Origin of the sequence: Dyadobacter crusticola DSM 16708 (assembly GCF_000701505.1) — a bacterium.
GTDB lineage: Bacteria > Bacteroidota > Bacteroidia > Cytophagales > Spirosomataceae > Dyadobacter > Dyadobacter crusticola.
The window spans coordinates 15,777-37,236 of record NZ_JNJB01000022.1 but is presented as its reverse complement, the minus strand read 5'-3'; the positions used below and the strand labels follow the sequence as shown (position 1 = coordinate 37,236).

Below are 21,460 nucleotides of genomic sequence, written 5' to 3'. Positions count from 1 at the left end.
TAAACCTTTCAATGCTCATCAAAGCTCCTTTCGGAATTCACTTCAATTTGGTCTGGCTGCTGTTGGGTATGACTTGCGCGAACGCTCTTTCCCAGGCCAGCCGAACGATCTCTACCAGGGAGGGACTGCCGCAATCATTTGTCTCGGGGTTAGAACAGGATCAGGCAGGATTTGTTTGGGTTGGCACCCGAAACGGGCTGGCGCGTTACGACGGCGTAAATTTTAAAGTTTTCCAGCAAAACAATTCCGACAAGTCAATCCTTGCATCCAATCTCATTATCAACATAAAGAAGTTTAATGACAAGATTTGGATTGAACATGAATCGGGGGAAATAGATGAGCTGAACCCGGTTTCAGAGCTGGTTGCGCACCATTCTGTACCAATGAAGCTCAATAGCGGCGTCTTTCTGCGCCGCGCCTGGCTAGCTGATTCAACTGGTACGCTCTGGCGGATCATGGATGGGAAAGGGTTGATCAAATATGGCGTAAAACCGAAGGTTTATAATAGGAAATCGGGTGGATTTGACAGCGACACTTTGTGGGGCCTGTGTGAAGGCCACTATGGGCGGCTCTGGGTATTAACGAGGTACGGCCTCAGCAGCCTGGACCGGCGTACTGGCAAGATCAAAAACTTTGGCTCGCCCCAACTGCCCGATTACCACGATTACCGTTATGCTGTCCGGCTTCCGGTGGCACTGCACCTGCGTAGCAATGGCGAGTTGATGTGGGCGGACCGCAGGTTTCTTCATTTCTTTTCCTCTGCCACAGGCGAATTTTTAAGGAAAATCCCATTCGACTCACAGAGTGACCGCGGGGTATCATGGATCCGCACAGGACCTGATGGTGCCGACTACTTTGAACGGGGGGGCGATCTTTACCGATTTAAGGAAGATACAGGCCTGGCATTGATATATGGAAAAACCAGGGAAGACAAGAATCCTGTTCAATCATTCCTGGTAGATAAGTCCGGCCTGGTGTGGTTTGGCACTAACGCCCACGGAATATTCCAGGTGGATCTGACAACGCCGTTTTTTCCGGCTTTCCCTATTCAGGACGGGTTTGCAGGCGATGTTATGAAAACTGCATTCAATGCCTCCCTGCCTGCGTTGTTCGATTGGAAACCGAAAGATCAGGGCTTTGCTGCTTCGGGATACCATATCCGCTCGGCATACGACAAAAGCGGTGCTCTCTGGATCGGCCTGAAAGAAAAGATTGTCAGGTATGATCCTGCTACCAAAACATTTTACTCGCTTCCGGGATTAACGCAGATATCCAATCCTGCCGAGACCGGGATTGGCATCAAAGGGCTCACAATCAGTCCGGAGGGAGCGCCTGTTGTAATTGGCTATAATCGAAATGTCCTGATCTATCATCAGGATAAAAAAACCTGGGAGTGGCTTGTGCCGCAGGGAGAAATAAGCCGGCAATTCGGCACGAACGTGACACCCCAGGATATTTCAATGGACCGCGACCGGATCTGGATCACTACTGAAATGCACGGATTGATCATCATCAATCGCAGGTCGGGCAAAATGCAGCTACTCAAACATCACCAGGGCCCCGGTGCATTGCCGACCAATCAGCTTTTAGGTTTGAAACAAGATCCATCCAGGCCCTATTTGCTCTGGATTGGCAGTCGCAATGGTTTGATTTGTCTTGATAAAAAGACATTGAAAGCGGAGATCTTCAATACAAACACCGGGCTTCCTGATAACACTATTTACACATTACTGTCTGATCAATATGGTAACTTGTGGTTTGGTACCAATAAAGGTCTGTGCAGTTTTAGTCCGATTACGCATAAAGTAAAAGTTTTTCAGACCAGGCACGGCCTATTGGAAGACGAGTTTAACCGCTTTCACCAGTTGATGCTCCCGGATGGTCGCCTGGCTTTCGGCGGGACGCACGGATGGACCTTATTTGATCCCAATAAAATAAAAGAAGATGTGTACCAGCCTGCGGTCGCACTTACTTCACTCAAAATAAACAATGAAACGGCTACGCAATCTTCAGATGGATTCCTTAAACAGCCTCTGAATGCGGTAGATAAGCTTGTCCTGCCGCACGATCAGAACACAGTCACTTTGTTTTTTGCAGGATTGCAGTACAACCAGCCGCAGGATTTACAATACAGGTTCCGGTTGTCCGGATACGATAATGAATGGATTAATTCAGGCCACATACCATTTGCCAATTATACCAAAATCCCACCCGGCAGCTATGAATTTATGGTCAACGCCAGCAATACAACCGGACAATGGAGCAATGAAATCAAGAAGCTGCACATTACAGTCCTTCCACCCTGGTGGCGTACCTGGTGGGCTTACCTGTTTTATGTATTGGTAATTGCCGGAAGCGTCTGGTACTGGATGCGCCTTCAAACAATTAAGATCGAGCTTCGTAAATCAGTGGAGCTCAAAAAGCAGGAGGCACAGCAGCTGCGCGCATTGTCGGAGATGAAGGAGCGCTTTTTTACCAATGTAACCCATGACTTCCGCACGCCGCTCACACTAATCCTCTCGCCGCTTACACCCTTAATCCAAAAATATTCAGGAACCTCGGACGGCGGCAAGCTGCTCTCTGTTAAAAGAAACGCCGAGCAACTATTAACACTGATTAACCAGCTGCTTGATTTCTCACGGCTTAATGCAGGAATGCTGACAGTAGACCCCTCAGCAGGCGACCTGTGTGTTTTTATATCACATACACTCAGCCTTTTCAGAGAAGAAGCATTGAAAAAGAATATCAACATCGATTTTAATCAACAAGTCAGCGGTGATTTTTGGTTTGATGCGGCCAAGCTTGAACGAATGCTGAGTAATTTGATTGGAAACGCTCTAAAATTTACACCCATAGGCGGACGTGTCGAGGTTTCAGTGACCCGGGAACAAGGTGACATTGTGTTTTCCGTTGCTGATAACGGGATTGGGATTCAAAAAGAGAGACTTGCGTATGTATTCGACCGTTACTACCGCATTGAAGTAAATGAAATGCTTGCCGGGAAAGGATCAGGAATTGGTTTGGCATTAGTTAAAGAGCTTGCCGAGCTGCAAGGCGGTCGTGTGGAGGTGGAAAGTATCGAAGGTAGAGGAAGCACGTTCCGTATCCGCATGCCCTATCAGTCCGTTGACTCCGGACAGGAGAAAACTTCGGTCAAAGTCAAAACGAATGAGTGGGAAGTACCGCTTATCCAGGACGAAGAAGTAAGGATACTGCTGCTGGAAGACAATGCCGAACTTTCCGACTTTATTGCAGAAAGCCTGCCCGGGCGTTACAAGATAGAAAGAGCGTCTAATGGGCAGCAGGGGCTGGAAGCAGCGCTGTCCACGATTCCCGACCTAATCATTAGCGACGTGATGATGCCCGTCATGGATGGTTTTGAATTTTGTCAGCTCATCAAACAGCATACGCATACGAGTCACATTCCGGTAATTCTGCTAACAGCAAAGGCCGCTGTTGAAAGCCGTATGCAGGGGCTCACGAAGGGAGCAGACGATTATCTGACCAAGCCCTTCCATGTGCCTGAGCTGAACCTGCGTGTTTACAACCTGCTCGAACGCCAGCGTAAGCTGCGCGCCTATATTCAAAAGCGGATAACCACGCCACACCAGGAACACAGTCGCAAAGTAACACAGGAACTTGATCCATTCTTAACCAGGTTCTATGATGTTCTGGATCAGGATCTGGACAACTCGTCGGTGAGTGTGGATGAGCTGGCATCACGGATGAACATGAGCCGTTCGCAGCTGCACCGGAAGCTGCGCGCAATAGCAGATATGACCGTCAGTGATGTGGTTAGAAATTACCGGCTCAAAAAAGCCGCAGCATTTCTCCGGCAAGGATTCAACAGTTCAGAATCCGCTTATAAAGTCGGTTTCGATAGTCCAGCATATTTCTCCAAATGTTTCCGGGATGTTTACAACATGACACCATCCGACTACCAAAAAGATATTACTTAAAGCATTCTGGTGCTTGCCTAACACCGACTTGGTTTGCAAGTGATAGTAGAAGCGCTTGATCGGCCTGCCCCGGGCATTACTGAAACCATTTACACAAGACTATCAGCAAACAAAAAAATACCTGTGCTTCATCAACGAATCCGAGATACATTTGAGATCTGAGCTATCCCGTTAAATTGTACTCCTAACCACATGTCACCCTTTTTATCAAATTCAATGAATTCCACTGAGTTAAAGGGCAAGGGAGAATTTGATTTGTTGATAACTGACCAAGTAGATTCTTTGTCAAAAGAGCCCACCCCTCCCGAATATGTCCCCAGCCATAACCTACCATTCCTATCTTCCGAAATTTCAACGACCGAATTAGAGGGGATGCTGCTGTTAGAAATCGTGTAGCTTGTCCATTTACCGGCCTGAATCCTAACTAACCCCTGCCCGAATTCATTCCCGACGGTTGCCCGGGAAAGTACGCCCAACCATAACACATTTTGTTGATCGACCAGCATTGTAGGCACCCAATGTGACGGATCACACTCCAGGACTTGTGTCCATGTATTTCCTTCTCTTTTCATTACCTGCCCTCTTTGGCCCATATCAGGTAAATTACTTACCAATAAAGAATTCTCTCCATCGAACACTATTCTTACTGCCTGACTTCCTTTTAAGCCCGTTATAATGTGGTTGGTCCAAGATCTGCCGTCGAAACATCTGACCCCGCCTTCCATAGCTTCCCAGAGAACTCCGCCGTCGTCCATTTTCAGTGCCGCGGACTTTCTCTTATCCGCCACATTATAGACTTGCCAGCGCTTGCTGGTTCCATTGACCTTTTTGACTGTGTTCAAATCGATAACTACACCGCTTCCCTTCCAGAGTATCCGCTGCTGATCAGCATAAATTCTTTTCAGAAAGCTGTCCAGTTCGCCTGGTTTTTCAGTCTTAAAATAATGCCAACCGGAAGAATTGAGCATGCGCAATGCGCTGCTGTCTCCCTGGCAAGACACCCATTTGTTATCGAGTTCATCAATGGCGAAAGTACTTATGAAGTAGGGTGAATATGGAGAATACCAGGCTTTCCATTCACCAGACAGTTCGTCCGGATTTGCAGTTTTTGGCGCTTTGCATCCAACAATTACTAATGCTAAAAGCGCAATCCGACAAAGTACCTTCAAAGTCGCCGCTTTCATTTCGAAGGATCCTTTATAAGGCCGCCAAATGTATCGAGTTTCAGCAATCTCTGTACGAAGATCAAGTCTGTCGCCAGAACGTCAGAAGCCTTAAGCTCGTCGAGAATAAACTGGTATTTTGGCAGGGCTAAATCCCTCAATAATGCTCCCGCTTCGGCGCTATTCTTTGAATCTTTTTTACCGATCTCCAAAAACAGTATTGCCCAACCGGACGGAGGATTTTCCCTAAATGCCGAAAGTGTTTGCTTGTAAATATCTAGTTGACGAACTGCTTCAATATTGCTCATCGGCATACTCGCCTGATAGAGTTTTTCGAGCCGTTCGGTCTGCGAGCTGCTGAAAGTTGACGAATTGGAGGAGAGCAACTTGTCAACTTGCTCTTTTTCCTGTTTTTCAAATAGTGTGCCTTCTGACAACACCTCGTCCTTCTTACATGATACAATCAGCAAGAAGAAAGAAAGGACGCAGTATGTGAAATTGGTCATCGTCATGATCGAATTTAAAGATTCCCTTCCAATGTTCATAACAATCGCATTGGAAGGGAACAGGTTTTACTTGCCTACCATTAATTTCCTTGTATAGACTTTATTACCCGAAGCAAATGTGACGATGTAAATTCCGACTTTCCAATTGGAGGTATTTATCTCAATGCTTCTTTGACCAGCATCTAACACTTGATTTCTGATTGGGGTTAAAATATTCGCCCCCGATGCATCGGTAATCGAAATAGTCACCGCGACTGGCTCTTTTAAGACGAAATTTAGCTTTGAATAAGTTATTGCCGGATTAGGAGCAACTACAAAATTCTCAGAGTTATCTTCAATCCCACTCTCTCGTTTAGACTCGGATAATGCCAACACCTTTTTGATATAGTTTTTCGCGTTGGCCCTAGAAGACGGTGCGATATACTCGCCCATTTTCGTGAAATGATTTTTCTGCCAATCCGCTTTTACCTCGTCCATGATGTATGCATATTTCTGGCGGGTTAACTTTACAAACACAATCTCCGCGAGCTCCTGCAGGAAAGTATCTGTCGAATTATCGAATGCTGTCTTGGCAAGTAGATAATTGTACTGCGGATTTGAAACACAGAGTTCTGCAAACTCCTTGTAAGTATCAGATTTGCCGAGCTCATCAAAGGTACTTTGGAAAACATAAGGTTTGGAATTGGCGAGATCAGCCAACTTCTGCAGCCTTTCCCTAAAAAGATCCGCTTGTAAAGTAGAAGTACTCAATAAATCATTCAGCTTTTTTTCTTCATCTGCTTCCAGCACAACCCGCGGCAACACCGTCAGGCCCAAAGCGACAGATTCTTCCACGTTATTTACCCGAAGATACGGGGATTTTGAGGCATCCCGATAATAGAACTGTATCGACCCATAGCCGTTAGGATTGTTTAAGGCGTCGCGGGGATGAAAAATTCGCTCATTCCCACCAGGCTTACTTTCCCAATCATAGCCGTGAGGCATCCGGTTAGACTCCCACCGGAGTGAAGCATGTGTAAAAGTCCACTCATAACTGGAAGGCCCCCACATTGCAATTTCCCCGTTCGAGCTGTTTGCATCAGTTCTTGTATAGTTAGGTGCTCCTACAAACCTGGCAGGGCTGTTCCCGTAGTAATTATCCCACGACTGATAAAAATTTCCTGAAACGTACCACGGACTGCTCAAATTGTCGCCTGCCGGAGAGTTGGACGCCCAAAAATATCTACCTAGGTCGGTTCTGCCGCCAGCCCACGAGGTACAATTGTACGAATTGCTAGCTGGTGCTGTCCGCATCGCGTCATTTGCGTGTAGATTGGGGAAATAACTGGGATCCAAAGCTGAGCCTGCTTGGCTTACAGAGCCATAAGCGTCTGCATTGCCCCAATAAACGTACCATGCACCTTCACTTGATACCAGCATCTTAAGATCCATACTTCCCGAACCGCTCTTGATCAATCGCAACCGGGCGTCATTAAACCAGTTATAGGTCATTGGAGGTGCATACCAGTAGCTCGAACCGTGGTAACGCAAAGGGGAAAGCGTTCCCGCTTCTGCAATCCATATTTTGGGAATTCCCGTGGAAAAACCTGTGAAATAATTCAAGGTACCACTTTCAGAAGTACTCACATCAAGCATATAACCCGATACAGGCATGTTGGTATTCAACGAAGATCCGTTTTGCCAAACATCAACAATGCCCTGGGAACCTGTCGGAGCAGAGGCATAGTAGCTGCTGTACGCACGCAATACCAGGTAGTAATCTCCGGTTTGGGGAACGGTGATCTGTATTCGAGGATGCCGTCCGGTATGATCATCATTAGACCATGCATGATTCTTATTAGCATCACAAAAAAGATACATCACTGGATCTACCGTGTAATAGTCATTGCCTGATATGGGTGTGGTATGGAAAACCACATTTTGTCCGCTAGTCAAATATAACTTTCGATAGTATGTATAGACGACAGGCAAGGTCATGGTATGTTTATACAAACCCAGGGGATTACTCAACGTGTAAGGCGACACTTCCCAACTGGTAGTTTTGTTCACCGCTGAAGCTACACGTGCGTTAGGACTGCCAGATTCCCTTTTTTCCGGCTCGGTAAATTCCAGTTTAGAAGTGTTTCCCTTGTTCTTTTCCATGTTGGCGATCAAGGACTCTATATATTTACCATAGTGGGAAGTGTCCAACTTGGCGTCTTCTTTGTTTAGAGCCAGCTTGATAACGTCAATTTCGGGGTAAAACGGTGCTGCTGCTTCAAATACCACCAAATGCTCGCCTGCGGCCAGCGGCAGAGCCTTGTCGGACTCAAGGCCAGTTACATGCCATCCTTCTTTTTGTATGGAAAGAGGCCCCAGATCTTGATCATCCAAATAGACTCTGACTTGCTGAAGCGGGTAAAGCTTTTCAGAAACGGTATTGCTAAGGGGAACTTCCCGGGTGGCAAGTAAATGCACCACCAAGTGGTATGTGCCGTCTTTGCTTATCTTAACACGGAAACTTTTCCGGAGTTTGCTTTCTCCGCGTCTTTCGGAATACGATCTGGTATATACCTGACCATTTTCAAGGCTTCGTCCCACGTCTGCAGTCGAAGATAAGAGCTTCTGAGCTTCATCGGATCTGTCAGCATAGGAAAGCTGCTGAGCACTGCTTAGTGTTGCGAAAAACACTAGCAGCAGCACCAAATTGATGGGCATGGCAATCTGAACCTTACGAAGGTAGTAAGAGTGTTTCATGGATTTGGACGTTTATGTTGCGAAACAGTTAATAAGCTTTCCTAAAACTCACCACCGGCACCTCCCAATTCTCCTCTCTCATCCTTCGGCTCAAATCAATAAGTGCACCTCAATGCAATGATTTTCCTAAAACTCTTCTTGTTATCCAAGGTGGGGGGCCGTCCATGTTTACTGCGCGATCATTCACTTATTCCAAACCTCCAGATTCTTAACTTTTCCGTGGTCACATGCGAATGATAGCTTGCACTCTTCCTTAAATCATCCAGAATTGTAACTTATAGGAAAGTTAATAACTAATTCGACAAGTTCAAACCAAGAATTTGTGTTTTTTTATCATTAAATATCAAAAATACAGTATGATAGTTTGTTAGAATGGAGGCACAACTTGAATGGTGCATAAGCAGACGCTGCAATGGATTTCGTCGGCGACGTGCTCAGCTGCGGCAGGCGGCTATGCGCGGCCGATGCAACTGCCTTGCAAATGCTATCACCCTGAAAATCTTCAGTCCTGGCAACCTTGGCAATGCCGAATTTCTCTAAGCTTTGCTTAGCTGTAATAATTCAAGCAGAAATTGGGAGCACATAGAGATTTCTTTTATGTTTGCAACATCGTTGCATCAACAATTGATACCACTGTTATGGGACGACAAACGGCTGAATCCCGAAAGAAAAAAATGAAAGCGCTCTGCATGCAGTGCGTATTCGGACAAGTGTTTAATCTATTTACATAAGACTGATGTCGAATTTGCAATTAACTCAAACTAAAACCGACATATTAGGTGCTACTGCAAGTGTATTGTGTTTGATACATTGCCTTGCCACCCCCTACCTCTTTATCGCTGGCGCAGGGGCAGCGGCAAACCAAGAAGAAGGCCCGGCCTGGTGGGGCATGATCGATTTGGCCCTGCTCGTCGTTTCATTGTTCTCTGCGTATTGGTCAGCAAAAAAATCTTCCAAACAGTGGATGAAATACGCTCTATACGCAACTTGGCTCGTCCTGGCCTTCCTTATATTTAACGAAAAATTCGAGGGTATCCGCCTGCCCGCTTTCGCCGCTCATACTTCTTAAAAGCTGCACCAGCTGCTGCTCGGAAAGATAAGTCATCTTCCCATCGATCATTACATTGATCCCGCCTGCACCTTTAAGCATGATTTGATCGTCTTGCCCGATGCTCACGCCAGGCAATTTACGGAGCAAATCCAGCGCGGATGATCCTGCACTCGTTGCGCTATTACCGACGTTGTAAATCAGTTTTCCTTTATCAATTTCGATCGCTTCTTTGCGAGATGTTACCGTTACCGCCTTTAACTCAGAGGCCGATTCTTTCATGACTAACTCGTAGGTCAGCTTTTCTGATGTAGTACCCTGAACAATTATGGTGTCATTAACTATTGCAAACCCAATTAATGAAGCATTGAGTATAAATCGCCCCGGTTGAAGCGCATCAAATACAAACCGTCCGACCGAGTCACTGACGGCCCACTCGTTGAAAGAAGGACTGAGTTCAGCGGTTAATTGAAGGTTCACCCCTGCCAAAGCATGTCCATTCTGATCCTTTGCCGAACCAACAAGCCCTCTCTCTATCGCTTGCGAATGAAGCATGCTGGGAAGAAAGAGTACAAAAAGCAGCAATCCGAGACAGGCAGTTCTGGTAGGAGTAAAATTGGCCATACTTTACATCTTAAATATCTTGCAACATTGATGCAAATATACACACAAACTTCCTTCTGCATCATAGTTGCAAGAGTAAGATTAGAGACGGTCCATCATATTCTATTATTTCAACATTCAGATCGCCTGTTGACCGGAACCAACTTCCTGGTTATAAGAGCGTCTAATTAATTAATAGAGTTAGGGGCCGGTTTGTAGATTTCCAAACCCTGGAAACCTGATTTCAAAAACGCCTGATGTTTGCTATCTGTCACCGCTTGCAATTTTTGGTAAAACAAACCCGCATTGACTGTAGTTGGTGAAGCCCTTGCTTCACTCAAAAAAGAGCTGATCGCCTCATTCACTTTCTTTTCGCCAATTAACTGGCTCAGTCTATACAGGATATACCCTCCCTTTTGCTCAGAAACATAGCTAGCTTCTTCATCGGCTTTGAGCAGTACCGGCTCCTGATTTGGTTCTTCGGCTCGGCCTTTCAAATAGGTATCGTGGCTTTTTTCAAGATGTTTTTCCAATGAACCTACACCGTAAAATGCTTTCAGCTGTAAAAGGGCCAGGTATGCCGGTATTGATTTAGTGATGAGCGGGTATCCCTGTGTTTTGGATAGGTTGGCTTGCTGCATATACTGCTCGGCTATCAGTCGGGCAGTGACGTAGCGGAGATAATCCAGGTCCTGTTTGCGGCTGATGTCGGCAATCCAGCCATGATTTTCAGGCAGCACCAGTACGTTCCCAAAGGCAAACAGATCCTGGTCATACTTGGGGCGCTCTGCAATCCGAATGCTTTCATAAGGGTAGTCCCCTAAAATCCCGCGCAGAAAACCAACAGCTTCACCAGCTGATTTAATCATATGATCCACATTGTACGGATGACCGGGATGGTAATAGGCCGCAATTTGAAGACCATTGATGTCCTGCTTTTTTACCTGATAATTAGCCGAAAGAATATAAAAGTCAAAAACCTGCCGGCCCTGCGAAACAAAGCGAAAGTGATTTCTTAAATGATCCTTACATTGTTTTTCTAATTTCCCGGGGGACCGTCAACTTCGATTTAGCGGATTCATAAGCGGAACTGTCGCCCCGCATCTGTGTTTTAAATCGATCGGACTTCACTCTGAGAAACTGTTTCTTCCACACGGGCAGCTTGGATAATCCTTTTGTAGGTATCCTGACTTCCCAAATATTTTGATCTGGCCGATTGCAGGTAGTCATTAGCCTGGGCAAAGCTGGTAATCATTTCCAGAGCATCAAGGGTCACCGATATCTGACCCTTTGGGACACAGTCGCCGATGTCTACCTTAATGCTTCTGACATACCCGGCTACTTTGGCTGTCACTTAGGCCCTTTCCATTAGAAGCAACTCGCCCGGAAAGGAAACCTGTGCGTCAAAACCTTCAACGCAATGCACCACTTGAAATTTTCTAATTCTTGAAGTGAGATTGATAACTTTTAACAGAATCTAGTAATAATCTGACAAAGAATATCCATTTATCACAAAATACAAAAGTATTATATGATACACTTGCAACGTCGTTGCAAGTGTATCATATTTGCAACATCGTTTCATAAACAGTATTGATTTGTCTTCACCGGTCTTTAACGGTATCGTCTCGGACAGCGGCTATCAATTATCTTAACCAACAAGATTTACCCATGCTCCACAATTTTTACAAGTTGAAAAAAGGCCTGTTCGCGCTAGTGGCCTTTATAATTCTGGCTGCAAATACGAACAGCTATTCACAAACCAACCAGGCCATTCTTTCCGGTAAACTTACCGACGAATACGGGCAACCAATCGCAGGTGCGCATGTTCTTTCTAAGGATGGTCTGCACTCAGCTGTTACCGATTCGGCAGGAAGCTACCGACTCATTTTACCGGCCGGAAAATCGAGAGTCATCTTCTCGCATGTGGGCTATGGCATAGTCGAGAAGTCCTTTTCTGTGTCTGACGCTCAGACCACAAACGGGTCGATACAACTGGATATAGCTAACCAGTTAAACGACATCACAGTAACAGGATCGGCTATGCCCGCAGAACTGCGTACAATCTCTTCAAGTATTTCTATTCTCAAAGCCTCCGATCCTGAAATGAGGCAGTTACAAACGATCGACGACGCGCTGAATTTCATCCCAGGACTATCCGTTGGAAGAAACCGCGGACTGACTACAACCGGAACGCATACGTCGATCACCATGCGGGGAACCGGCGCTTCAAACCGCACCCTGATCCTGAAAGATGGCGTGCCCATCAACGATGCCTACACAGGCGGCGTTTCCGAATGGAATTCGACTGCAACGGGCAGCATCGCCAGAATTGAAGTCGTAAGAGGTCCGGGATCATCCATTTACGGTTCCAACTCGATGGGTGGCACAATTAATCTTGTTACGGAAACGCCCACAGAAAAACCCACTTTCGGTGTTGATATGCGCTATGGATCCATGAACACACTTCAGACCGGTATAAAGGCCGGCAAACGGTTTAAGAACGGAATTGGTGTAATCGCTTTTGCCGAATACAAAAAGACTGACGGCTATCAGTACATGGCCGACAGCCTTTGGAAGGACTATTTTCAGAAGCCCAAGATGGAACTGCTCAATGTCAATGCGAAACTCTCCTACCAGATCAATCCAAATTCCAAACTGGAAGCGATTATGGATTATCATTTGCAAAAACCCGTTTCGGGCACAACCACCATCTTTGACGATAAATCCTCGACAAACAATTATCTGCTGCGCTATACCGGCAATAATAATCTCTTCAATTACAGCGCAACGGCTTACTACAACCATGCGGTCAGAAATTCAGAGTCGATGAAATGGAACAGTAAAGAAAATCTTTTCAATACGCCCAATTACACATCATACGTGCCGATCAATATCTATGGCTTCATTGGTAAAATCAATAAAAACTTTAAAGGAAACTCGGTGACTGTTGGTGCTGATATCAGACTTACCCGGTCTGTCTCTGAAAAGCTTTATCCTGAACAGGGTAGTCAAAACTTTTCAGGCAACCAGAACTTTACCTCCTTTTTTATCAATGACGACATTTCCATTGGTTCAAAAATCAACGTGAACGTTGGTGCCCGCTACGACAACTGGCAAAATGTAAAAGGAAAGTTTTTTGACAACATGACCGGAAAAGAAATTTCGATCGATTATGCCAAAGCTTCTGCCAATGTGGTCTCTCCTAAAATTGGGCTGGTTTATCGGGCGACGGACCAGGTACGTTTCCGCTCCCAGTATGCAATGGGTTTTAAAGCACCGAACATTTTTTACTTGTATAATTCCGCGCCGCTGGGAAGCTCGTTCCGGCTGGGCAATCCGAACCTGAAACCAGAACGTATGGTGTACTCCGTTGACCTTGGAGCAGATTTTAATATTAACGAAAACCTGGAATTGTCCGCGACTTACTATACCTCCCAATACAAGGATTTCAACGAAAGTGTGCTGATCCCGGCCAGTGAAGTTCCCTCCTATTTTGATCCGGCCGGACTTCCTGTCAGACAATACATCAACATCGGAAAAGTAAAACTCAGCGGTCTGGAAACTTCTTTGCGCTACAAGCTGCAGCAGCATTTTACGCTGATCGGAAGTTATTTTTATAACCGTTCTAAAATCCTTCAATACCAGACCAATCCTGCTTACGAAGGCAAAGAAATGGACAGTAACCCGCGTCATACACTGAGTGGTGGACTGATCTATGACAATCCAAAAATGATCAACATAGGCCTTTGGGCAAGACATACCAGCGAGAGTTTTGGTGATCTAGAAAACTCTGAGAACCTGATCCTGAAACCGATTACAGTTTTTGATCTGAAAGTTTCCAGACAAATCGGAAAATTTGCCGTCAATGCCAACATACTTAACCTGTTTGATAAACTGTATTTTGGAAGCTATACGTCCAAAACAAGTTATTACTATGCACCAGGCCGCTCTGTTAACATCGGACTTTCCTATTCATTAAAATGATAAAAAACATCTTCCTGCTGCTGACAGCACTATTAACATCTTACACGGTGATGTACTTGTCTGAAAAGCTCTTTAAAGGAAACAAGTTCCAGGCTTTTGCCAAGGCAACGGTTTTGATTTTGGGCGTAGCAGCAAGTGGCATACTGTCTGCAGTAGGACTTGCTTTGACGATGGGACAACTGCCTATGCAAGTGGCAGTTCTAATCTTTTCGCTGCTCACCGCTGCATATTTCTGCTATTATCCGGCGAGCTCCAAACGTCAACTAGCAGCCTGGATGATCATTATTTCGGTTTTATCCGCTTTTTGTATTTTCGGATTTTATCATTCTTTTGATCACAACAGCCTCATTTCCTTTTACCTGTATTTGCCCCTGGGACTGGCTGCTGGTTTCGGTTTGTCTTTTTTGTTTCATATTTCGGGTAAAAACCGGGCGCTGTATGGCCAGAGTCTGGCTTTCCTTCTTGCATCTTTCAGTATATATCTTCTAATGGAAACCCATTGGAGCAGCAGTCCTGCCGCTGTCCATTCAGCATCCTTAACCGAACAGCCAATCAATGTATTTTGGGTTGCCTGGCTACTCCTTCTTATTTCCTTTACCTGCGGACTTTTTTATAAATCTAAAAACAAAACCTCATGCTGAACCACTTAGAATCATTTTTATACCTGGTATCTACCGCCCTGGCCTACCCTGTCATCATTGGTCTTGCCCTGATGATCTTATGGACAGTCATCTGCATGGGCAGCTTTGTGCGCGAGCTATACGAGCGCAGAAGCAGGACTGAAACCAGTTCCGACCTTTTTAAAAAACGCTTTCAAACCCAGATTAACGAAGCACTGGCGGATACCGATTATGCCGATATCTGGCTGACGAAGCTGATCAGAACCTGGGAAAAAACACAGATCAATAAGCTCGACAGGATACGTTTTATGATCAAAACCGGCCCCTCTCTCGGACTGATCGGAACACTGATCCCGATGGGTGTATCTCTTGCTTCACTTTCGGAAGGCGATTTGATGGCTATGTCAGCCAATATGGTGACTGCTTTTACCTCGACGATCGCTGGTATTGCCTGTGGCGTTATTGCCTATCTGATTTCCATGCAGCAGGAAAAATGGCTTCGATCTGATTTTATGGAATGTGAAGTTTATCTGGAAGTATTGCTGCGGGATCTGGAAAAACACAAAACGGCTGTCACGGCCTAGACCAGTATCCATTCGACTAAATATTCAATTCTTTTCAAAAATGAAATTACTCAGCAGATCCCATATCTCCACTAGCGATGAACCGCTGGAAGATCCTATCAGCGGTGTTGCCAACCTGTTTGATGTCAGCGTTGTATTTATCGTTGCCATGCTTTTTGCGCTCGTATCAGCACTGAATATGCTCGACATGATCGATCCCAAGTCAGATGTGACTTTTACAAAACAATCTGCCAACGGTGAGATTGAAATTGTAGAGAAAAAAGGAAAAGAAATCAAGGTAAAGAAAATCACCAAAGACGAATCTTCCGGAAAAGGCGAGCGGCTTGGAACGGCTTACAAGCTTGAAAACGGGCAGGTTATTTACGTACCGGAATAAAGGATTCTATGAAAAATTTACTTTTTACGTTTCTGCTGCTAGCCGTTTTGTGGCTTCCGGCTCATGCGCAGATACGTGTCAGCCTGGTGCTGTCAGATAATTATACCAAAACGGGATATGATGTTACACAAAAATTAAAATTGCTCAGCGGATTCAGCACGAAATGTGATGTTAAGATTTTCCCGCAGGAAGGCTTTGCTGATACCGACCTTGGTTTTCTTGAAAAATCAGACATCATCTTTGTGTATGTACACAACGCAGGGGTTTTTGAACAGGCTAAACCACAGCTTCTGACCGCAATAAAAGACGGAGCCAAAGTGTATGCATTGGGTGGAACACCAGCAGAAGATGTCTACAAATCCCAGGGTGTGATTTTTAACGCTTCGGTCCTGAAATATTTCGAAGAAAGCAGTACTGAGAACATCAAAAACATGGTGTTGTCGCGACTGGATGTCGATCAGAAAGTCAAATTTCCGTACCGGGAAGTGATTAAATATGCCGACGCCGGGATTTACTCGCTGGCGCGGGACAGCATTTTCACAGACCGGGATGCATTTATCAAAAACTATAAAAATTACCGCCCCGGAAAACCCTGGGTCGGCTTTTATGTTTTCCGTTATGAAATGCTAACAGGTCAGCATCAGTATCTGGATACGCATATTCAATATCTGGAACGCGCCGGTTTTAATGTGATGCCTTTTTACGGTTTCCCGCTTGGTAATTCGCTCAAAAAGTTTTGCATGGACTCCGCCGGAAAAGCGACGATCAACTTTTTGGTTTCCGCTTCTTCCCTGCCCGGTTCGTCTCCTGAAGATCTCCGGTTGGTATTTGAGAAACTGGGCGTGCCGGTTATCAGCGCCATTCAGCTTGACCAATCCAGAGAAGCCTGGGAAAAATCTGCCATCGGACTCAGCGTTTTTAACCGTACAATGAGTCTGACGCGCCCGGAAATGACCGGCCAGGTCCAGCCCACCGTAACAACAAGCCAGGAAAGCAAAACTTACCCCGGAGGCATTCAGGTTAGTGAAAAAGTGGCGATTGAAAACCGCGTGCAGCGGCTTGTGGACAGGATAAGCGCCTGGAACCGGCTTCAGACCAAGGCGAATCACGACAAAAATATTGCGTTGATCTATTACAACAATCCTCCGGGTAAAGAAAATATCGGGGCCAGTTATCTCAATGTACTTCCGCAGAGCATGCACTCTATTTTAGCCAGACTGGGAAAGGAAGGATACGACCTTGGAAAAAGCATGCCCGACAGCAACAAAATTTATGACGATGTAATGGGAAATGGCCGTAACATTGGCAGCTGGGCGCCGGCGGAAATGGACCGGATGGTCAGGGAAGGAAAGCCGGTTTTAATCCCGCTCAGCGAATACCAGGAGATGTTTGAAAAGCTGAGCACTAAGTTAAAAAATGAAGTGCTAAAAAAATGGGGGCAGCCGGATACAGCCAAAATCATGACCTGGCAAAATGCTTCGGGTGAAAATTTCCTGGTGCTTCCTGCCGTCTGGTATGGCAAAATACTGCTTACGCCTCAACCCGCCAGAGGCTGGAACCAGGATTTAACTTCCATGTACCATGACCTTACCCTTCCTCCTCATCACCAGTACATTGCTTTTTATCTTTGGTTACAGAAAAAATTCAGGGCGGATGCCATCATTAATCTCGGAACACATGGTACGCACGAATGGCTTTCAGGCAAGGAAGCGGGGCTCAATGACGATGACGCCCCCGAAGCTTTGATCGGCGATCTGATCAATATTTACCCGTACATCGTTGATGATGTAGGTGAAGGATTGCAGGCTAAAAGAAGGGGAATGGCTGTCATCATTGATTATCTCACGCCGCCATTTGACAAAGCCGGACTCAATTCGGAGCTCAAAGAACTGGCCGGACTCATCACAGATTATACTTCTGCGACCGAGAAAAGCGAAGCGCTTGCCCAATCTAAACTAAATGAAATCAAAAGACTGACAGCCAAACTGGGATTGATGAAAGACCTTGGTTTATCGGATGCGTTTACCGACGATCAACTGGAAGAACTCGAACATTACATTCGCGATATTGGTGAAAAACAAACGCCTTTCGGCATGCACACCTTTGGCAAATCCCCATCGGCTGAAAACGCGGCGCGTACGGCAGAAGCGATCGTGGACCGGCAAAAAGATTTAAAAACAGCTGAACGTGATAGTCTGATCACTGATTTGAGCAACAAAATTCTGGCCAGCGGAGATAGTGAAATGAACGCGCTTGTTGCTGCTTTGAATGGTAAATATATTCGTGCCGGACAGGGCAATGACCCGCTCAGAAATCCGCAATCATTACCAACCGGTAAGAACTTCTTTGCTTTTGACCCCTCAAAAGTCCCTTCGAAGGAAACTTACAACATGGGCAGTAAACTGGCTGAAGAGCTGATTGCAGGTTACCAAAAGGCGCATAAAGGTGAATTCCCCGATAAGGTGACACTCAATCTCTGGTCAACTGAAACCATCCGTCATGAAGGTGTAATGGAATCTCAGATTTTGAAACTGATGGGTGTTAGGCCAAAGTATGACGCATTCGGACGGGTTAAGGGCATTGAAATAATTCCGCAAACGCAGCTCAACCGGCCAAGAGTGGATGTAGTGATGGTCCCGTCGGGTTTGTACCGCGACATGTTCCCCAACCTGATGGAATTAATGGACCAGGCGGTCGTGCTGGCAAAAGCACAGGATGAGCCCGATAATTACCTGCGTCAGCATATTGCCCTGGCCAAAGAAAAACTGGTTGATCAGGGTGTGAAGGAAGAACTGGCAGAACGACTGGCTTCGGTGCGTTTGTTTTCGGTGCCCAGCGGCGCATACGGCACAGGGATTGAAAATGCCGTAGAAGCTTCCGGAACCTGGGATAAAGAAAGCCAGGTTGCCGATGTTTATTTCAACCGCATGAGCCATTTATACGGGCAGGGATTTTGGGGAGATAAACCTGAAACAGCAGATTCCACGCTTACTTCCAATTTGAGTATTCAGCTTTTAAAAACAACCTTATCAGGCACCAAGACCGTTGTTCACAGCCGCTCTTCCAATGTGTATGGGGCACTGGACAACGATGATTTTTATCAATACCTCGGCGCGACAGCCATGGCAGTAAGATCCATTGACGGTAAGTCGCCCGATGTAACGGTGACCAACCTGGCTGACCCCAATCAGATGGGACAGGAATCATTGGATAAGTACATTGGGCGTGAAATGAAAACACGTTACCTGAATCCAAAATGGATCAATGAAATGCTTGGTGAAGGTTATTCGGGCGCGCGGATGATCAATAAAGTAGTGGAGCATCTATGGGGATGGCAGGTGACTGTTCCCGAAGCCATTGATGAGAACAAGTGGCAGCAGATGTATGATACGTACGTGGAAGATCAGTATGGACTGGACATCAAACAGAAATTCCGTGACGCGAAAAACATGTATGCTTACCAAACTACACTTTCGCGTATGCTGGAAGTGGTAAGAAAAGATTACTGGCATCCGGATGAAAAAGTAACGGAAAATCTGATCAAAGAATACATGAACACCGTGGCAGAAGTGGGACTTTCCTGCAACGGAAATGTATGTGACAATTCCACCCTGACTGGTTTTATTTCTGATAAAATGCAAAATATCCAGGGCGTTACCGCGGCTCAGTATACCTCTTACAGCAAGCAGCTCAGTGATATCCGTACTAATCCTGGTATAAGTCAGCCTACAAAGACCGCGCAGCAAAGCAAGCCTTCTGCCCGGCCAGCTTCGAAACCAGTCTCACAGCATAATGCTGCGGCAAGTTCAAAACCGGCAGATCAGAACCCGGGAGAAGTAAGGGGTTATAAAATGGAAGAAGTAGTAAAGCAAACAAATGCTAAAGCTTCAAATCAAAAACCGGTTCAGCCCACAAAGACGGCTTTGTTTTGGATGATAGCAGCGATGACAATTGCATTTTTTGCGGGAAAACAATGGAAAACTGATAGCTGACACCTTCCTTTATTACAATTACACAAGTCTGTCATTCGTGGTGATGGTCTTGTGTTTTTCAATGGAGCATATGCTTGAAATGTTTACAATGGGTAAACTGCAAGTGCGAAATCAAAGCGCTTACCTGCCAATAGCATCTTGCTAAATTTAAACGTATTCCCTTGTTTCTAGCTAAGAATCGCGGGATTTTTTTTAGTAGTTTACTTTTCACGGCAGTGGCCGTCCGGCTCTGGTTTCAGAGCTTGCCTGGCTACTATGCGCTTCAAACATTCGTTTTCTTCGCGAAGGCCATCCCTGCCGCTCGCGAAATATTTTTCCCTTCCACCTCCTCAAAGGAGATGGTGACAGCCTGGCCACCGGTGTCGCTATACTTTCTTCTGACCTCGATGGATGATCGGAAGTTTATAGATCAAGAGTAAGGTGGCCTATGAATTTTTGTCGGTTTTTGGGCACATGGTACTGTTTACGAATGCATAAACAATCAGGCTAGTTTGCACGTTCTGACCTATCTCGCGGGCCAGCTTCAATATTGTCGGAATTAGCGGGTCTAGGCGATCTTTCAAGACGCTGTATTTCATCGCGAGAAGCGAGGCGGCCAGAAACTTGTTGCGCAGCGCCTGATCTGCTCCATCAGGAAGGCCAGATTGTTGAAAAAAGGATGACGCAAGCCCTGCCGATACTCATTCAATTACACGAATGGATGCAGCAGCATCCGAAATTTGCTTCATCGGGATTCCAGTACGGTTACACGACAAACACCAATGACAAGTGATTTTCTTTGACACTTGTTCGAATGTTAAAAATTGACGGAATGTCTGATGCTTCGGCTACCCTAATATCAATATGCATATAATATGTTTTACTTCTGTTTATAACGTCTCCCCTAATCCCTTCCAAATACCCGGTGTCGCAAGTTCAACTAGATGTTTATCGGTATCGTAGAAATACAGACTATATCCCTGATTGAAGGAAATTTCACTTTCTATATCGATGTTGCGGCTAGCAAGACGTTCTTTCCAGTAGCCAATCGAGCCACTATCAATTGAAAATGCTATGTGAACCGGTCCCTTTCCATCGTGTGCTGGTATAAAGCCCCCTGTCGGGACCTGAACCTCTTTAAGAGAGCCTTCCTCTTGAAATAGTAGTAACACTTGTTTCCCTGCAACATTTAATGCTACTAACCGTTCTGAGCTAAGTAAAACTTCAAATCCAAACAAATCCGTGTAGAATTCGCTGGCACTGTTCAGATCCGGGAAGTATAGTGCCGATTCTAATATTCCATTAATATTTCCTTCCATATGCTGTCAATTAATTAATTGAGCCCCTCCCGGGTTTTCAGACGGTTGAAAGTAGAGTTTCCGGTGTTTCGAAAGCAGTTGAACTGATGAAAAGGCCAATTAAAGGATATTAGGTTTGATATGGCAACTAAGCTTTCAACCAGACTTCAAGAAATTGCAAATGCCCTGCCTTTAAAGGAAAGCCTTAAAGTGCTGGAAATTGGCTGCGGTTCGGGAGGGGCTGTGCGTGAAGTTGTCAAACGCTTTCCAGTAGATCGCGTGCTGCGAATCGACCGGTCTGCCAAAGCGATCGCGCAGGCCATTGCAAACAGCAGGCAACGGCATTTCTAATGCATACATGGCTTTTGCGGCATACTTCCACGCTACCGAGTCGGCGTCACCATGGTTACTGATGTCGCCGAGATGAATTACATACTTTATATTCTCCTTTTCGCGCTTTCTTAATATCCAATCGGTTTGCGCATAAAACATTTCCTTTTTGCCGCAGTGCTCTTCGGCGGTATAAAATTGGGTATCCGGGATAATCGCGATTGAGAAATCTGCATCATCCTCTTCTTCGAAATGCTGAATGAGCGTGAACCCGAACAA

At 45.7% G+C, this 21,460-nt stretch carries 15 protein-coding genes; 8 read left to right on the top strand and 7 right to left on the bottom strand.

The genetic code is table 11. The features are described from left to right. Nucleotides 1–11: 11 nt before the first annotated feature. Nucleotides 12–3,959: a hybrid sensor histidine kinase/response regulator transcription factor gene (locus tag Q369_RS0120650; RefSeq protein WP_031529663.1), complete on the top strand. Its 3,948-nt coding sequence runs from the start codon at nt 12–14 to the stop codon at nt 3,957–3,959. Nucleotides 3,960–4,090: 131 nt separating this feature from the next. On the opposite strand, the gene Q369_RS0120645 is transcribed toward Q369_RS0120650, so the two are convergent. From Q369_RS0120645 to Q369_RS0120635, 3 genes are all read right to left on the bottom strand, one after another. Continuing rightward, nucleotides 4,091–5,143 (bottom strand): two-component regulator propeller domain-containing protein, encoded by a 1,053-nt coding sequence (locus tag Q369_RS0120645; protein ID WP_031529662.1) that lies wholly within the window; start codon nt 5,141–5,143, stop codon nt 4,091–4,093. Beyond that, nucleotides 5,140–5,628 carry a hypothetical protein gene (locus tag Q369_RS0120640; RefSeq protein ID WP_157488264.1) on the bottom strand — a complete coding sequence of 163 codons (489 nt, stop codon included), beginning with the start codon at nt 5,626–5,628 and terminating at the stop codon, nt 5,140–5,142. Before Q369_RS0120640 ends, Q369_RS0120645 begins: the two co-directional genes overlap by 4 nt. A 66-nt stretch (nt 5,629–5,694) precedes the next feature. Next, nucleotides 5,695–8,364 (bottom strand): T9SS type A sorting domain-containing protein, encoded by a 2,670-nt coding sequence (locus Q369_RS0120635; protein ID WP_051664176.1) that lies wholly within the window; start codon nt 8,362–8,364, stop codon nt 5,695–5,697. A 736-nt stretch (nt 8,365–9,100) separates the two neighbouring features. Here Q369_RS0120635 and Q369_RS29935 point away from each other — a divergent pair. Further along, entirely contained in the window at nt 9,101–9,433 is a 333-nt protein-coding gene (locus tag Q369_RS29935; protein WP_084165803.1) for a MerC domain-containing protein, read from the top strand. Here Q369_RS29935 and Q369_RS0120630 read toward each other — a convergent pair. From Q369_RS0120630 to Q369_RS0120615, 3 genes are all read right to left on the bottom strand, one after another. Then, nucleotides 9,341–10,036: a carboxypeptidase-like regulatory domain-containing protein gene (locus Q369_RS0120630; RefSeq protein ID WP_031529659.1), complete on the bottom strand. Its 696-nt coding sequence runs from the start codon at nt 10,034–10,036 to the stop codon at nt 9,341–9,343. The two genes, Q369_RS29935 and Q369_RS0120630, sit on opposite strands and share 93 nt — an antisense overlap. A gap of 167 nt (nt 10,037–10,203) precedes the next feature. Then, a complete protein-coding gene (locus tag Q369_RS0120625) occupies nt 10,204–10,884 on the bottom strand; it encodes a hypothetical protein (RefSeq protein ID WP_031529658.1) in 681 nt (226 codons plus the stop codon). Nucleotides 10,885–11,126: 242 nt separating this feature from the next. Then, nucleotides 11,127–11,369 (bottom strand): efflux RND transporter periplasmic adaptor subunit, encoded by a 243-nt coding sequence (locus Q369_RS0120615; protein WP_031529657.1) that lies wholly within the window; start codon nt 11,367–11,369, stop codon nt 11,127–11,129. Nucleotides 11,370–11,686: 317 nt separating this feature from the next. On the opposite strand from Q369_RS0120615, the gene Q369_RS0120610 reads away from it, so the two are divergent. The 5 genes from Q369_RS0120610 to Q369_RS0120590 are packed head-to-tail and all read left to right on the top strand — an operon-like array spanning nt 11,687 to nt 19,574. Next, nucleotides 11,687–14,002, top strand: coding sequence for a TonB-dependent receptor (locus Q369_RS0120610; RefSeq protein ID WP_031529656.1), 2,316 nt, complete (start codon nt 11,687–11,689; stop codon nt 14,000–14,002). Further along, nucleotides 13,999–14,643: a hypothetical protein gene (locus Q369_RS0120605; RefSeq protein WP_031529655.1), complete on the top strand. Its 645-nt coding sequence runs from the start codon at nt 13,999–14,001 to the stop codon at nt 14,641–14,643. The genes Q369_RS0120610 and Q369_RS0120605 overlap by 4 nt, the downstream gene beginning before the upstream one ends. Then, complete coding sequence (locus Q369_RS0120600) at nt 14,637–15,206, top strand: MotA/TolQ/ExbB proton channel family protein (protein ID WP_031529654.1); 570 nt, start codon at nt 14,637–14,639, stop codon at nt 15,204–15,206. Before Q369_RS0120605 ends, Q369_RS0120600 begins: the two co-directional genes overlap by 7 nt. Nucleotides 15,207–15,246: 40 nt before the next feature. Next, complete coding sequence (locus Q369_RS0120595) at nt 15,247–15,582, top strand: DUF2149 domain-containing protein (protein ID WP_031529653.1); 336 nt, start codon at nt 15,247–15,249, stop codon at nt 15,580–15,582. Between the two features lie 8 nt (nt 15,583–15,590). Further along, nucleotides 15,591–19,574, top strand: a complete 3,984-nt coding sequence (locus Q369_RS0120590) for a cobaltochelatase subunit CobN (RefSeq protein WP_031529652.1) — start codon at nt 15,591–15,593, stop codon at nt 19,572–19,574. Between the two features lie 869 nt (nt 19,575–20,443). Here the strand turns inward: Q369_RS0120590 and Q369_RS0120575 are convergent. After that, complete coding sequence (locus Q369_RS0120575; RefSeq protein ID WP_031529650.1) at nt 20,444–20,872, bottom strand: VOC family protein; 429 nt, start codon at nt 20,870–20,872, stop codon at nt 20,444–20,446. 120 nt (nt 20,873–20,992) lie between these two features. Between Q369_RS0120575 and Q369_RS29100 the strand changes: the two genes are divergently transcribed. Beyond that, nucleotides 20,993–21,202, top strand: coding sequence for an SAM-dependent methyltransferase (locus Q369_RS29100; protein WP_157488263.1), 210 nt, complete (start codon nt 20,993–20,995; stop codon nt 21,200–21,202). Nucleotides 21,203–21,460: the final 258 nt, after the last annotated feature.